Below are 14944 nucleotides of genomic sequence, written 5' to 3' on the forward strand. Positions count from 1 at the left end.
TGCGGATAGAACGGTGGTATGGCGCATGACGATCCCGATCCTTGTTTGTAGTTGTCATCAGCGAGCAACCACCCGGGCGTTCGGCCAAGGTGACATCGCTGATCCCATACGCAGCAAGTGCCTTTCCGCATTTGGAGACTCTGCTGTCCTACGACGTTATGGGTCGCGGAGCTGGCAGTAAATGCACCAAATCGGATTGACCTTGTAGGCAACGGCGTCACGCATCGCAATTCGTTGCTGTAGGACGCAACGATTGCGAGCGTGGTCTGTTTCCTACGGTCCAGGCGGATGCAATAACGGCGACGTTAAGAAACGTCGCCGTCAATGATCCTTACTTGCCGCTGACGCTCACGCCGTAGAAGGAGTTCAAGCCAAACGGGCTGATCTTGAAGTCCTGCACGGTGGAACGCATGGGTTGATACACCGTCGAGTGCGCGATAGGTGTCATCGGGACAGCATCTTTGAGGATATGTTGCGCCTGCTTATACAGCTCGGTGCGTTTGGCGACGTCCGACGTAGCCTTGGCTTCTTTCACGATGCCGTCGAATTTCTTGTCGCACCATTTGGAGAAGTTGTTACCGGACAGCGAGTCGCAGCCGAACAGCACGTTCAGCCAGTTGTCCGGGTCACCATTGTCACCGCTCCAACCAATGATCATGGCCTGGTTCTCGCCACCTTTGGAGCGCTTGATGTACTCGCCCCACTCGTAGCTGGTGATCTTCACGTTGAGACCGATCTTCTTCCAGTCGTTCTGCAGCATTTCAGCCATCAGCTTGGCGTTCGGGTTGTACGGACGCTGAACCGGCATGGCCCACAGAACGATTTCGGTACCTTCCTTGATGCCCGCTTCCTTGAGCAGCGACTTGGCTTTCTCAGGGTCGTACTTGGCATCCTTGATGGTGGTGTCGTACGACCATTGGGTCGGTGGCATGGCGTTGACAGCCAGCTGGCCGGCGCCCTGGTAGACGGAGTCGATGATCTGCTGCTTGTTCACCGACATGTCCAGCGCCTGGCGTACGCGCAGGTCGGCCAGTGGGTTTGGCTGGTCGCTGCCCTTGACCTTGTCCATGACGTTGTAAGCGATGTAGCCCAGGTTGAAACCGGCCTGGTGCGGCAGTTTCAGGTCCTTGTCATCGCCCAGCGCCTTGAGGTCGGCCGGACGTGGGAACAGGGTGATCTGGCATTCGTTTTTCTTGAGTTTCTGGATACGCACCGACGGGTCGGTGGTGATAGCGAAGATCAGGTTGTCGATCTTCACGTCTTCAGGTTTCCAGTAGTCCTTGTTGCCGGTGTAACGGATGTTCGAGTCTTTCTGGTAGCTCTTGAACACGAACGGGCCAGTGCCGATCGGCTTCTGGTTGATGTCCGCAGGCTTGCCTTCCTTGAGCAGTTGAGCGGCGTATTCAGCCGACTGGATCGAGGCGAAGCTCATTGCCAGGTTCTGGATGAAAGCGGCGTCCACGGTGCCAAGGGTGAACTTGACAGTGTGCTCGTCGACTTTCTCGATGTTCTTGATGTTGGTGTCCATCCCCATGTCCGTGAAGTACGGGAACTCGGTGGGGTAGGCTTTGCGGAACGGATCGTCCTTGTTGATCATGCGATTGAACGTGAACAGTACGTCATCGGCATTGAAGGTACGGGTCGGCTTGAAGTACGAAGTGGTGTGGAACTTGACGCCATCACGCAGGTGAAAGGTGTAGGTCAAGCCATCCGGGGAAACGTCCCAGCTGGTGGCGAGCCCAGGAATCACAGCGGTACCGCCGCGTTCGAACTGGGTCAGGCGGTTGAACATGGTTTCGGCCGAGGCATCGAAGTCTGTTCCGGTGGTGTACTGGCCTGGGTCGAAACCGGCCGGGCTCCCTTCGGAGCAGAACACCAGGTTAGTCGCCGCTTGGGCGAAAGGAGCTGCGGCCATAAGGCCAGCGCTAACAATTAACGGAATGACTGCGTGTTTAAGCATGTTGGCCTCATGATTTGTTGTCATTTTTGGTGGTGAGGGCGACCTCGTGAGTCGGCCTGCGGATACTTATGCAGGCGCCATACCCATTGCAAGATGCTGAACCGTCGCGAGGCTGAAACAGTGGTACGAACGTACAGGAATGTCGCAATTATGAAAGTTTGTACATATTTGCGCATATTTTGAGGGTTTTTTCGGTGCAGGAGGTGCACCAAAAATGACCAACCGAGGCGTCTAGCGCACTCGGTTGGGGCGTTGCTGTTACTTATCTAGACTCACGCCATAGAACGGCGTCAGCCCAAAGGGGCTGATCTTGAAGTCTTTGACTTCCTTGCGCAGCGGCTGGAAAACCGTCGAGTTCGCAATAGGCGTTATAGGTACTTGTTCCTTAAGGATTTTCTGTGCCTGTTGATACCACTTGATGCGCTGTTCGCGGTCGTTGCTGACCTTGGCCTGCTGCACGAGTTTGTCGTAGGCCGGGTTACACCATTTGGCGTAGTTGCTGCCCTTGACCGCAGCACAACTGTAGAGCACGCCGAGCCAGTTATCCGGGTCACCGTTGTCGCCGGTCCAGCCATAAATCATCGCGTCATGCTCGCCATTTTTGGCGCGTTTGATGTATTCGCCCCACTCATAACTGACGATATTGGCCTTGATGCCGACCTTTTCCCAATCCTGCTGGATCATTTGTGCCGACATGCGCGCGTTCGGGTTGGACGCGCGTTGTACGGTCATTGCCCACAGGTTGACGGTGGTACCGGGTGCAACCCCTGCTTCTTTTAGTAGCGCCTTGGCCTTGGTCGGGTCATAGGGTGCATCCTTGATGGTGGGGTCATAAGACCACTGCGCTGGAGGGAGGGCATTCTGCGCCAATTGTCCGGCGCTCTGGTACACGGCCTTGATGATCGCCGGCTTGTCGATGGCCATGTCCAGGGCCTGACGCACCTTGAGCTGATCAAGTGGTGGGTGGGTCACGTTATAGGCCAGGAAACCCAGGTTGAAACCGGCTTGTTGCAGCACATGCAGGTTCGGGTCCTGCTTCATCACCTCGATATCTGCAGGGCGCGGGTAACCGCTGACCTGGCATTCGCCGGCCTTGAGCTTCTGCAGGCGCGACGCCGCATCCGGGGTGATGGCAAACACCAGGTTGTCGAGCTTCACGTCCTCGGGTTTCCAATACTGTTTATTGGCCACGTAACGGATCTGCGAATCCTTCTGGTAGCGCTTGAACACGAACGGCCCGGTGCCCACCGGTTTCTGGTTGATCTCTTCGGCCTTGCCTTGCTTGAGCAGTTGCGCGGCGTACTCGGCGGACTGCACCGAGGCGAAGCTCATGGCCAGGTTCTGGACGAACGACGCATCGACGTTGTTCAGGTTGAACCGCACGGTGTGGTCATCGAGTTTGTCGACGCTCTTGATCGTGGTGTTCAACCCCATGTCGGTGAAGTACGGCGACTCGGAGGGGTAGGCCTGGCGAAATGGGCTTTGCGCATCGAGCAGGCGATTGAAGGTAAACAGCACATCATCCGCGTTGAAATCGCGGGTAGGGCTGAAGAAATCGGTGGTGTGGAACTTGACGCCATCGCGCAGGTGGAAGGTGTAGGTCAGGCCGTCTTGGGAGATATCCCAGCTTGTCGCCAGGCCAGGTTCGACTTCGGTGCCGCCGCGCTTGAACTGGGTCAGGCGGTTGAACACGGTTTCGGCGGACGCATCGAAATCGGTGCCGCTGGTGTACTGGCTGGGGTCGAAACCGGCGGGGCTGGCTTCGGAACAGTAGACCAGGGTACTGGCCGCCTGGGCCAGCGGCATGCAGGCCAGCAGGCCGGCAGCGAGGAGGAGCGGTTTTAAGGCGATTCTTTCCATGGAGACCCCTGAAGTGGCAGGCATATGTAAGCTGCCCAAACGAAAACGGCGCTACCGAGGGTAACGCCGTTCAGGTTTATCAGGTAGGGGTCACGGCATCTGCACTTCAATCACGCCATCGGCGCTCATGTTGACTTGGCTGGTGCCGGCTTCCACTTCTGGCGTAGGTGCCGAATCGGCCATGGCGGCTTTCATCATCATGCCGCCACGGGCATAGGGCATCGGGTAGCCGTTGGTGTTGAAGTTCAGGTTGACGATCTTGTAACCCTTGCCACCCAACGCATCGGTGGCCAATTGTGCGCGTGCTTTGAACGCGGCGACCGCATCTTTGAGCAGCGCATCTTCGCTGGACTTACGCGTAGCGTCGGCGATGGAGAACTCCATGTTGTCCATTTTCAGGGTGCTCTGCAGTTCGCCGGTGAGCTTGGACAGCGCCGGGAAGTCTGCGCTTTCCAGGCGCAGTTCGGCGCGTTCACGCCAGCCGGTGATTTTCTGGTTCTTGCTGTCGTAGATCGGGTAGCTGTTGCGGCTGCCCTGGCGCAGGGTCACGCCTTTGACTTCACGGGCCTGGCCCAGGGCCTTGTTCATGGTGGTGGTGATTTCGGCGGCGAGCTTGGCCGGGTCGCTGTTCTGGGATTCGGTGTACAGGGTCACGATCATCTTGTCGCGGGCCACCTCCTGGCTGACCTCGGCGCGCAGGGAAATCTGGTTGTAGTTCAGTGCGTCAGCGGCCAGTGCTGGCAGGCTGACCAGAGTGCCGACGCTGAGGGTGAGGGCGGCTGCACTGCGAGTGAAACGAGACATGGAAGCTCCTTGAGATAGTCGTGTTCGGTATGACTGTAGACGGTGACATCGGGTTCTTCGGGTTTACACATTCGCTACAAGTTGTGGGGATGCCGACGAACGGTCATTTGCCTGGCCTGCGGCAAAGAGCCACACGCGCCGTGCCAGCTTGCCTGCTTCGTTTATACTCCTGCCGATCCGCCTGCAGCGCTCACCGGGAGAGCACATGCTCGCCGCCGTAAAACTGACTTCCGCCACTCGCCAGAACCTCTGGCGCCTGACGTTCATCCGTACCTTGGTACTGGCCGCACAGGCCGGCTCCGTTGGGCTCGCCTATTGGTTCGACTTGCTGCCGCTGCCGTGGCTGCAACTGGGTGTGACCCTGGGTTTCTCCACCGTGCTCTGTGCGTTTACCGCGATCCGGTTGCGCACCACCTGGCCGGTGACCGAGCTGGAATACGCCCTGCAACTGGCCTGCGACCTGTTTATCCACAGTGTGTTGCTGTATTTCTCCGGCGGTTCCACCAATCCGTTTGTTTCGTATTACCTGGTGCCCCTGACCATCGCCGCGGTGACGTTGCCGTGGCGCTACTCGGTGGTGCTGTCGGGCATCGCCTTGACGCTTTACACCTTGCTGCTGGCACGGTTCTACCCGCTGCAAACCTTTCCGATTGCCCGGGAAAACCTGCAGATCTACGGCATGTGGCTGAGTTTTGCCCTGTCCGCCGCAGTGATCACGTTCTTCGCCGCGCGCATGGCCGAAGAACTGCGCCGCCAGGAAGAATTGCGCGCCATTCGCCGTGAAGAAGGCCTGCGCGACCAGCAGTTGCTGGCCGTTGCCACCCAGGCTGCCGGCGCCGCCCATGAACTGGGCACACCTTTGGCCACCATGAGCGTGCTGCTCAACGAAATGACCCAGGACCATCACGACCCGGCGCTGCAGGAAGATCTCGGCGTGCTGCGCGAACAGGTCAAGCAATGCAAGCAGACGTTGCAGCAACTGGTACGCGCCGCCGAAGCCAATCGCCGCCTGGCAGTGGAGATGCAGGACGTGACCCTGTGGCTCGACGAAGCCCTGAACCGCTGGCACCTGATGCGTCCCGAAGCCAGTTACCGTTTCCACCTGCTGGGCCAGGGCAGCGTGCCGCGCATGGCGCCGCCACCGGATCTGACCCAGGCGCTGCTCAACCTGCTGAACAATGCGGCCGACGCCTGCCCCGACGGCCTGGGCGTGCAATTGGACTGGGACGCCGAAGACGTGACCATCAGCATTCGCGACCACGGCGCGGGTGTGCCGCTGGCCATTGCCGAGCAGATCGGCAAACCCTTCTTTACCACCAAGGGCAAAGGCTTCGGCCTCGGCCTGTTTTTGAGCAAGGCCAGCGTGACCCGCGCGGGCGGCTCAGTGAAGCTCTATAGTCATGAGGAAGGTGGCACGCTCACCGAGCTGCGCCTGCCCCGTGTCGCACGAGGAGATATCGATGAGTGACGAGATCCAAGTCGAAGGCGAAGAACTGCCGCACCTGTTGCTGGTAGATGACGACGCCACCTTTACCCGCGTGATGGCGCGCGCCATGAGCCGTCGCGGTTTCCGTGTCAGCACTGCAGGGTCTGCCGAGGAGGGTTTCACCATCGCCCAGGCCGACCTGCCGGACTACGCGGCGCTCGACCTGAAAATGGACGGCGACTCCGGCCTGGTGCTGCTGCCCAAGCTGCTGGAGCTCGACCCGGAAATGCGCGTGGTGATCCTCACCGGTTACTCCAGCATTGCCACGGCCGTCGAGGCGATCAAGCGCGGCGCCTGCAACTACCTGTGCAAACCGGCGGACGCCGACGACGTACTGGCTGCCTTGCTCTCCGAGCACGCCGACCTGGACACCCTGGTGCCGGAAAACCCGATGTCGGTGGACCGCCTGCAGTGGGAACACATCCAGCGCGTGCTGACCGAGCACGAAGGCAACATCTCCGCCACTGCCCGCGCCCTGGGCATGCACCGCCGTACCTTGCAGCGCAAGCTGCAGAAGCGCCCGGTCCGCCGCTGAGCCTGATCTGAACAACAGCTGAACAAGCTGCTTCAGGCCGCACGGAGTCCCGAACCGATCCACTATGATCGGTTCGAACGCGTGTCATCTTTTTCCTACCGAGCCTGAACGATGAATCCGAACGCTGAGTACTCCGCGGTCAACGACGCGGTGCGTGGGCAATTCTTCCGCCGCACCTGGGCGATGATTACGCCCTATTGGCGCAGTGAAGAGAAGGGCAAGGCCTGGTTGTTGCTGGCGGTGGTGATCGGTTTGTCGCTGTTCAGCGTGGCGATCTCCGTGTGGCTCAACCACTGGTACAAGGATTTTTACAACGCCCTGGAGAACAAGGACACCGCCGCCTTCTGGCAACAGATCGGCTATTTCTGCGGCATCGCCACCGTGGCGATTCTTGGCGCGGTGTACCGTCTCTATTTGACACAGATGCTGACCATTCGCTGGCGGGCGTGGTTGACCGAAAAGTATTTTGCACGGTGGCTGGGCCACAAGAATTACTACCAGCTGGAGCAGGGCGGCTACACCGATAACCCTGACCAGCGGATTTCCGAAGACCTCAATAGCTTTACCTCGAACACCTTGAGCCTTGGCCTAGGCCTGCTGCGCAATGTGGTGAGCCTGGTGTCGTTCTCGATCATCCTGTGGGGCGTGTCGGGCAGCATCGACGTCTTCGGTATCACTATTCCAGGCTACATGTTCTGGTGTGCCTTGGTTTACGCGGCAGTCGGCAGCTGGTTGACCCATCTGATCGGTCGCCGTTTGATCGGCTTGAGCAACCAACAACAACGTTTCGAAGCAGACCTGCGTTTTTCGATGGTGCGGGTGCGGGAGAACGCCGAAAGTATCGCCCTGTACAACGGCGAGCCCAACGAGAATCAACGCTTGAGTGCTCGCTTCGGGAAGGTCTGGCATAACTACTGGGACATCATGAAGGTGTCCAAGCGCCTGACGTTTTTCACTGCCGGTTACGAACAGATTGCCACCGTGTTTGCGTTTATCGTGGCAGCACCGCGCTATTTCTCCGGCAAGATCGAGTTGGGTGAGCTGATGCAAATCAACTCGGCGTTCGGCAACGTGCAAGGCAACTTCAGCTGGTTTATCAGCGCGTACTCGGACCTGGCCGGCTGGCGCGCGACCAGTGACCGTCTGCTGAGCTTTCAGCAGGCCATGCGTGACAACGAGCAACGTCCAGCGGCCATCGATGTATGCGTCGAGGGCGAACGCCTGGTGGTGCAGGGGCTGGGCATGGATCTGGTCGATGGCCGCCACCTGCTGACCGACGCCCATATGATCGTTGAGCCGGGGCAGCGTGTGATGCTCAGTGGCCGTTCCGGCAGCGGCAAAAGTACCTTGTTGCGCGCGATGGGGCATCTCTGGCCCGCCGGCCACGGCAGCATTCGTCTACCGGCCAAGCGTTACCTGTTCCTGCCACAAAAGCCCTACTTGCCGATCGGCACGCTGAAGGCCGTATTGAGTTATCCACAGGACGACAGCGTCTACCCGGCAGAACGTTATGCACAGGTCCTGGAAACCTGCCGCCTGCCTCATCTGGTCGGCCGGCTGGAGGAAGCCAACCACTGGCAGCGCATGCTCTCGCCGGGCGAGCAGCAACGCCTGGCTTTTGCCCGTGCCTTGTTGTTCGCGCCGCAATGGCTGTACATGGACGAAGCCACGTCGGCGATGGATGAAGAGGATGAAGCGACGCTGTATCAGGCGTTGATCGATGAGTTGCCGGGGCTGAGCATCGTCAGCGTCGGCCATCGCAGCAGCCTCAAGCGCTTCCATGGGCGGCATGTGCGCATCGAGGGTGGGCGCTTGCAAGAACAGCAATTGGCGTAAGGTCAAACTCGGTCAATGCGGGGGCGGGCTTGCTCGCGAATAGGGTCTATCAGTTACCGATGTGCTGACTGACCCACCGCTTTCGCAAGCAAGCCCGCTCCCCCATTTGATTGATGTTGTTTGTGAGACTCACAAAAAAGCCCGGCTGATCATCGATCAGCCGGGCTTTTTAGTGTTTGAGAATCAGGTTACTTCTTCAAACCGTAATGCTCATCCAGCATGCCTGGAGCGTTCGGCGTTTTTGGCGCGTAGTCCCGTGGTGGCTCCTGGTTTTCCCGTGGCGGGGTCAGGCGTTCCCGTGGGGTTTGCGGTGCATCGGAATGCAGCGCGGCCAGCAGGCGCTGACGGGTGATGTCGTCGAGGGCCAGGCGGTTGGCGCCATCGGCGAGGTGATCCTGTACTTCCTGGTAGCTCTGGGTGAGCTTCTTGACCAGGGTCGCGGTGCTGTTGAAGTGGGTAACAACCTCGTTCTGATAACTGTCAAAACGTTCCTGAATGTCATCCAACTGACGCTGCGTGCGGTTAGGCGCGGCATTCGGCAGCAAGCGAGCAACCAGGAAACCAATGGCGACACCGGCAACCAGGGCAAGAGTCGGCAACAACCAAACTAAGAGCGAGTGTTCCACGAGTCCTTCCTCTATAAACGGCTTTGCTTTACGTTAACGGCTCAAACCTGCGCTGTATACCGCGATTAAGCTCGCAATGATGCCATGCACAGACTTTTAGCTAGACGAGTCGACCCTTTGTGAGGTCACGGAGTTCATCTCTTGCTCATGCGTGAAACCCCCGTTTTGATCGATGGCCCGGTAGGCCAATTGGAAGCCTTGTACCTGGATCACCCCGAGCCACGTGGCCTGGCGCTGATCTGCCACCCCAACCCGGTGCAAGGCGGGACCATGCTCAATAAAGTTGTATCGACCCTGCAACGCACCGCTCGCGATGCCGGTTTGATTACCTTGCGTTTCAATTACCGTGGCGTTGGCGCGAGCGCCGGCACCCACGATATGAGCACCGGCGAAGTGGATGACGCCGAAGCGGCCGCCACCTGGCTGCGGGAAAAACACCCGGACCTGCCGATCACCTTGCTCGGTTTTTCCTTCGGTGGCTACGTCGCTGCCAGCCTCGGCGGGCGCCTGGAAGCCAAGGGTGAAAAACTGTCACATTTGTTCATGGTTGCGGCGGCGGTGATGCGTCTTCGCGATACCGATGCGCTTCCCCAGGGCTGCCCATTGACGCTGATCCAGCCGGAAACCGACGAAGTGGTCGACCCGCAGACCGTCTACGCTTGGTCCGCCGCCTTGAATCGCCCCCATGAGCTGCTGAAAGTGGCAGAATGCGGACACTTTTTTCACGGCAAGCTCACCGATCTGAAGGATCTGGTGCTGCCGCGACTTTCGAATTGATAGCAGTCTGATAAGCGATTACCCATGACGACTCGTACCCGTATCCTCACCGGCATCACCACCACCGGCACGCCGCACCTGGGCAACTACGCCGGTGCGATCCGCCCGGCGATCCTCGCCAGCCAGGACGCCAATGCCGACTCCTTTTACTTCCTGGCCGACTACCACGCCCTGATCAAATGCGATGACCCGCAGCGCATCCAGCGTTCGCGCATGGAAATCGCCGCGACCTGGCTGGCCGGTGGCCTGGACGTGAACCGGGTGACCTTCTACCGCCAGTCCGACATCCCGGAAATCCCCGAGCTGACCTGGCTGCTCACTTGCGTTGCCGCCAAGGGCCTGCTCAACCGCGCCCATGCGTACAAGGCCTCGGTAGACAAGAACGTGGAAGCCGGCGAAGACCCGGATGCGGGCATCAGCATGGGCCTCTACAGCTACCCGGTGCTGATGGCGGCGGACATCCTGATGTTCAACGCGCACAAGGTGCCGGTGGGTCGCGACCAGATCCAGCACGTGGAAATGGCCCGCGACATCGGCCAGCGCTTCAACCATCTGTTCGGTAACGGTAAAGAATTCTTCACCATGCCCGAGGCGTTGATCGAAGAAAGCGTCGCCACCTTGCCGGGCCTGGATGGTCGCAAGATGTCCAAGAGCTATGACAACACCATTCCGTTGTTCACCAGTGCCAAGGACATGAAGGACGCGATCTCGCGCATCGTCACCGACTCCCGCGCGCCGGGCGAAGCCAAGGACCCGGACAATTCGCACCTGTTCACCCTGTACCAGGCGTTTGCCAGCAAGGCCCAGGAAGAAGAGTTCCGTGCCGAACTGCTGCAAGGGCTGGGCTGGGGCGAGGCGAAGAATCGTCTGTTCCAACTGCTGGACGGCCAGCTTGGCGAAGCCCGCGAGCGTTACCATCAATTGATGTCGCGCCCGTCGGACATGGAAGACCTGCTGCTGGTCGGCGCCAACAAGGCCCGTGCCGTGGCGGCACCTTTCCTGGCCGAGCTGCGCGAGGCGGTAGGCCTGCGTTCGTTCGTCAACCCGATCGCAGCGCCGGTCGCGACCAAGAAGAAAGCTGCAAAAGCCGCGCGCTTCGTGAGCTTCCGTGAAGACGACGGCAGCTTCCGCTTCCGCCTGCTGGCGGCCGAGGGTGAGCAACTGCTGCTGTCGCGAAACTTTGCTGACGGTAAAGCGGCGGGCGCGGTGACCAAGCAACTGCAAAGCGGCGATGGGCTGGACGTACGCACCGAGGCCCTGAGCTTCAGTGTATGGTTGGACGGCGCCGCAGTGGCCGACAGCGCCGAGTTCGCCGACGAAGCGTCCCGTGATGCTGCCATCGCCGCTCTGCGCGTTGCGTTGACCCCCCTCGAGGATTAACCCGACCAAGGGTTGATTGCCATTATCCGGGGCCGTCGTTACAGTGACGGCCCGTTTTTGTTGCCTTGCTAACGAAATTATGACGCCCCTAGAACGATATCAAGCTGATCTGAAACGCCCTGAATTCTTCCATGACGCGGCCCAGGAAACGGCGGTGCGTCATTTGCAGCGCCTGTACGACGACCTGGTTGCGGCCTCGCAAAGCAAGCCGGGGATGCTCAGCAAGCTGTTTGGCAAGAAAGACCATACGCCGGTCAAGGGCCTGTATTTCTGGGGCGGCGTGGGGCGGGGCAAGACTTACCTGGTCGACACGTTCTTCGAAGCGTTGCCGTTCAAGGAAAAAGTGCGGACGCACTTCCACCGCTTCATGAAGCGCGTGCACGAAGAGATGAAGACCCTGCCGGGCGAGAAAAACCCGCTGACCATCATCGCCAAGCGCTTCTCCGAAGAAGCCCGGGTAATCTGCTTCGATGAGTTCTTCGTCTCCGACATCACCGATGCCATGATCCTCGGCACCCTGATGGAAGAGCTGTTCAAGAACGGCGTGACCCTGGTCGCCACCTCGAATATCGTGCCCGACGGCTTGTACAAGGACGGCCTGCAGCGCGCGCGCTTCCTGCCGGCCATTGCGCTGATCAAGCAGAACACCGAAATCGTCAACGTCGACAGCGGCGTCGACTACCGCTTGCGTCACCTGGAGCAAGCGGAGCTGTTCCACTTCCCGCTGAACGAAGCGGCCCACGAAAGCCTGAAGAAGAGCTTCCGCGCCCTCACGCCGGAATGCACCCAGGCGGTGGAAAACGACAAGCTGATGATCGAGAACCGCGAGATCATTGCGCTGCGTACTTGCGATGACGTGGCTTGGTTCGAATTCCGCCAGCTGTGCGACGGCCCGCGTAGCCAGAACGACTACATCGAACTGGGCAAGATCTTCCATGCGGTGATCTTGAGCGGCGTGGAGCAGATGAGCGTGACCACCGACGACATCGCACGACGTTTTATCAACATGGTCGACGAGTTCTACGACCGTAACGTCAAGCTGATCATTTCGGCGGAAGTCGAGCTGAAGGATCTGTACACCGGCGGGCGCTTGAACTTCGAGTTCCAGCGCACGCTGAGTCGCTTGCTGGAAATGCAGTCCCACGAGTTCCTGTCGCGCGGGCACAAACCTTAGCAGCAACCCAACACAAATGTGGGAGGGGGCTTGCGCCCGATAGCGGTGGTTCAGTCAATATCTACAGTGACTGACACGCTGCCATCGGGGGCAAGCCCCCTCCCACATTTTGGTTTCTGTGCACCCTTGGTTACGCGGCTTGCTGGAGTTACGCGGCCTGCTGGAATTGCTGGCGGTACTGGTTTGGCGACAGTTCAGTGTGCTGTCGGAACAGCCTGGCAAAGAAACTCGCATCGTCATAACCCACTTCATAACTGATGGTCTTGATGCTCTTGCGGCTGCCCGAGAGCAGTCCCTTGGCCGTCTCGATGCGCAGACGTTGCAGGTAATGCAGCGGCTTGTCGCCGGTAGCGGTCTGGAAGCGACGCATGAAATTGCGGATGCTCATGCCGTGTTCCCGGGCCACGTCTTCGAAGCGGAATTTGTCGGCGAAGTGCTCTTCGAGCCAATGCTGGATCTGCAGGATGATCACGTCCTGGTGTAACTTCTGCCCGCCAAACCCAATGCGTCCAGGCGAATAGCTGCGCTGCACTTCGTAGAGAATGTCGCGGGCCACCGCCTGGGCGATGTTGGCGCCGCAGAAGCGTTCGATCAGGTAGATATAGAGGTCGCACGCCGAGGTGGTGCCGCCGGCGCAATACAGGTTGTCGGCGTCGGTGAGGTGCTTGTCCTGGTTGAGCTGTACCTGGGGGAAGCGTTCGGTGAACGCGTTGAAGAAGCGCCAATAGGTGGTCGCTTCCTTGCCATCGAGCAGGCCGGCTTCGGCCAGCCAGAACACCCCGGTGGCTTCGCCGCACAACACGGCGCCGCGTGCGTGTTGCGCACGCAACCATGGCAGCACCTGGGGGTAGCGGGTGCAGAGGGCGTCGAAGTCATCCCAGAAAGCCGGTAGCACGATGATGTCGGCGTCTTCCAGGCCGCCGTCCACCGGCATGATCACATCGCTGAAGCTGCGCACCGATTGCCCGTCGGGGCTGACCAGGCGCGTTTCAAACGCGGGGGTCAGGCCCAGGCCTTGCTGTTTGCCGTACCGCAGGCTAGCGAGGTGGAAGAAATCCTTGGCTTGCATGAGGGTTGAAGCGAATACCCGATCAATGGCCAAAATGCTGACGCGCCGCAACGGCGTGGAGATTTGGTTAGACATAATTTCATTTATTCTTATAGGGGAAAGTGGTCACCAGACGGCTGGATCGTCTTATTTTTTGTCGCATGTGTCCAGTGTCCCGTGATGCCTTCGCGGCATAGTCTCTGTGGGCTCGTCCTTGTCCGACAATCCACGCAGGTGACCCATGATTCCCAGAACCTTGTTCAGCCCGGAACACGAACTCTTCCGCGAGAGCGTGCGCACCTTCCTCGAAAAAGATGCCGCGCCGTTTCATGGACACTGGGAGAAGCAGGGCTATATCGACCGCCGCTTATGGAACAAGGCCGGGGAGGCGGGCATGCTGTGTTCCCATCTGCCGGAGGAATATGGCGGGCTGGGTGCGGACTTTCTCTACAGCGCGGTGGTGATTGAAGAGATCAGCCGGCTGGGCCTGACCGGTATCGGTTTTTCCCTGCATTCGGACATTGTTGCGCCGTACATCCTGCATTACGGCAGTGAGGCGCTGAAGCACGAATATTTGCCCAAGCTGATCTCCGGCGAGATGGTCACGGCCATTGCCATGACCGAGCCGGGCGCCGGTTCCGACCTGCAAGGCGTGAAGACCACGGCGGTGCTGGACGGTGACGAATACGTGATCAATGGCTCCAAGACCTTCATTACCAATGGCTACCTCGCGGAGTTGGTGATTGTGGTGGCCAAGACCGATCCCAAGGCTGGCGCGAAGGGCACCAGCCTGTTTCTGGTGGAGGCCGACACGCCGGGCTTCGACAAAGGCAAGCGCCTGGAGAAAGTCGGCATGAAAGCCCAGGACACGTCGGAGCTGTTCTTCCAGGATGTGCGGGTGCCCAAGGAAAACCTGCTGGGCCAGGCCGGCATGGGCTTCGCGTATTTGATGCAGGAGTTGCCCCAGGAGCGACTGACGGTAGCGATTGGCGCGTTGTCATCCGCCGAGGCAGCGCTGGAGTGGACCCTGGAATACACCCGCGAGCGGAAGGCATTCGGCAAGGCGATTGCGGATTTCCAGAACACTCGCTTCAAGTTGGCGGAAATGGCCACCGAGATTCAGATTGGCCGTGTGTTCGTCGACAAATGCATGGCGCTGCACCTGGAAGGCAAGCTGGATGTGCCCGCGGCGGCGATGGCCAAGTATTGGGCCACGGACTTGCAATGCAAGGTGCTCGATGAGTGCGTGCAGTTGCACGGCGGCTACGGCTTTATGTGGGAATACCCGATTGCACGGGCGTGGGCGGATGCGCGGGTGCAGCGGATCTACGCGGGGACCAACGAGATCATGAAGGAGATCATTGCGCGGGCGCTTTGACCTTTAGTCTTGTTGAAGGCCTCTTCGCGGGCAAGCCCGCTCCCACACTTTGATTTGTGAATACATTCAAATGTGGGAGC

Annotated in this window: 12 protein-coding genes; 7 read left to right on the forward strand and 5 right to left on the reverse strand. The window is 59.4% G+C overall.

Annotation, left to right across the window (positions count from 1 at the left end):
• Positions 1 to 331 precede the first annotated feature (331 nt).
• The 3 genes from AB4N92_RS16305 to AB4N92_RS16315 all read right to left on the reverse strand — a co-directional run bounded on the left by AB4N92_RS16305 (position 332) and on the right by AB4N92_RS16315 (position 4624).
• The gene (locus AB4N92_RS16305) at positions 332 to 1960 is read right to left on the reverse strand and encodes an ABC transporter substrate-binding protein (protein WP_010213186.1); all 1629 of its coding nucleotides are present in this window, start codon (positions 1958 to 1960) and stop codon (positions 332 to 334) included.
• Between the two features lie 258 nt (positions 1961 to 2218).
• Entirely contained in the window at positions 2219 to 3820 is a 1602-nt protein-coding gene (locus tag AB4N92_RS16310) for an ABC transporter substrate-binding protein (RefSeq protein ID WP_010213185.1), read from the reverse strand.
• A gap of 90 nt (positions 3821 to 3910) precedes the next feature.
• Complete coding sequence (locus AB4N92_RS16315; protein ID WP_010213182.1) at positions 3911 to 4624, reverse strand: SIMPL domain-containing protein; 714 nt, start codon at positions 4622 to 4624, stop codon at positions 3911 to 3913.
• 205 nt (positions 4625 to 4829) lie between these two features.
• Here AB4N92_RS16315 and AB4N92_RS16320 point away from each other — a divergent pair, with 205 nt between their 5' ends.
• From AB4N92_RS16320 to AB4N92_RS16330, 3 genes are all read left to right on the forward strand, one after another.
• The gene (locus AB4N92_RS16320) at positions 4830 to 6092 is read left to right on the forward strand and encodes an ATP-binding protein (protein WP_021491896.1); all 1263 of its coding nucleotides are present in this window, start codon (positions 4830 to 4832) and stop codon (positions 6090 to 6092) included.
• A complete protein-coding gene (locus tag AB4N92_RS16325) occupies positions 6085 to 6645 on the forward strand; it encodes a response regulator transcription factor (protein WP_010213178.1) in 561 nt (186 codons plus the stop codon). Before AB4N92_RS16320 ends, AB4N92_RS16325 begins: the two co-directional genes overlap by 8 nt.
• Positions 6646 to 6756: 111 nt before the next feature.
• Positions 6757 to 8481, forward strand: a complete 1725-nt coding sequence (locus AB4N92_RS16330; RefSeq protein ID WP_021491895.1) for an ABC transporter ATP-binding protein/permease — start codon at positions 6757 to 6759, stop codon at positions 8479 to 8481.
• A 188-nt stretch (positions 8482 to 8669) separates the two neighbouring features.
• Here AB4N92_RS16330 and AB4N92_RS16335 read toward each other — a convergent pair whose 3' ends face one another.
• Positions 8670 to 9107: a Z-ring associated ZapG family protein gene (locus AB4N92_RS16335; protein ID WP_003171734.1), complete on the reverse strand. Its 438-nt coding sequence runs from the start codon at positions 9105 to 9107 to the stop codon at positions 8670 to 8672.
• A 147-nt stretch (positions 9108 to 9254) separates the two neighbouring features.
• On the opposite strand from AB4N92_RS16335, the gene AB4N92_RS16340 reads away from it, so the two are divergent.
• The 3 genes from AB4N92_RS16340 to zapE all read left to right on the forward strand — a co-directional run bounded on the left by AB4N92_RS16340 (position 9255) and on the right by zapE (position 12438).
• A complete protein-coding gene (locus AB4N92_RS16340) occupies positions 9255 to 9884 on the forward strand; it encodes an alpha/beta hydrolase (RefSeq protein ID WP_021491894.1) in 630 nt (209 codons plus the stop codon).
• A 24-nt stretch (positions 9885 to 9908) separates the two neighbouring features.
• The gene (locus AB4N92_RS16345) at positions 9909 to 11264 is read left to right on the forward strand and encodes a tryptophan--tRNA ligase (protein ID WP_010213173.1); all 1356 of its coding nucleotides are present in this window, start codon (positions 9909 to 9911) and stop codon (positions 11262 to 11264) included.
• A 79-nt stretch (positions 11265 to 11343) separates the two neighbouring features.
• Positions 11344 to 12438: a cell division protein ZapE gene (zapE, locus tag AB4N92_RS16350; protein ID WP_010213172.1), complete on the forward strand. Its 1095-nt coding sequence runs from the start codon at positions 11344 to 11346 to the stop codon at positions 12436 to 12438.
• A 148-nt stretch (positions 12439 to 12586) separates the two neighbouring features.
• Here zapE and AB4N92_RS16355 read toward each other — a convergent pair whose 3' ends face one another.
• The gene (locus AB4N92_RS16355; RefSeq protein ID WP_175439681.1) at positions 12587 to 13507 is read right to left on the reverse strand and encodes a GlxA family transcriptional regulator; all 921 of its coding nucleotides are present in this window, start codon (positions 13505 to 13507) and stop codon (positions 12587 to 12589) included.
• A gap of 220 nt (positions 13508 to 13727) precedes the next feature.
• Between AB4N92_RS16355 and AB4N92_RS16360 the strand changes: the two genes are divergently transcribed.
• Positions 13728 to 14864 (forward strand): acyl-CoA dehydrogenase family protein, encoded by a 1137-nt coding sequence (locus AB4N92_RS16360; RefSeq protein ID WP_236266869.1) that lies wholly within the window; start codon positions 13728 to 13730, stop codon positions 14862 to 14864.
• Positions 14865 to 14944: the final 80 nt, after the last annotated feature.

The organism is Pseudomonas sp. S3_A09 (assembly GCF_054668065.1).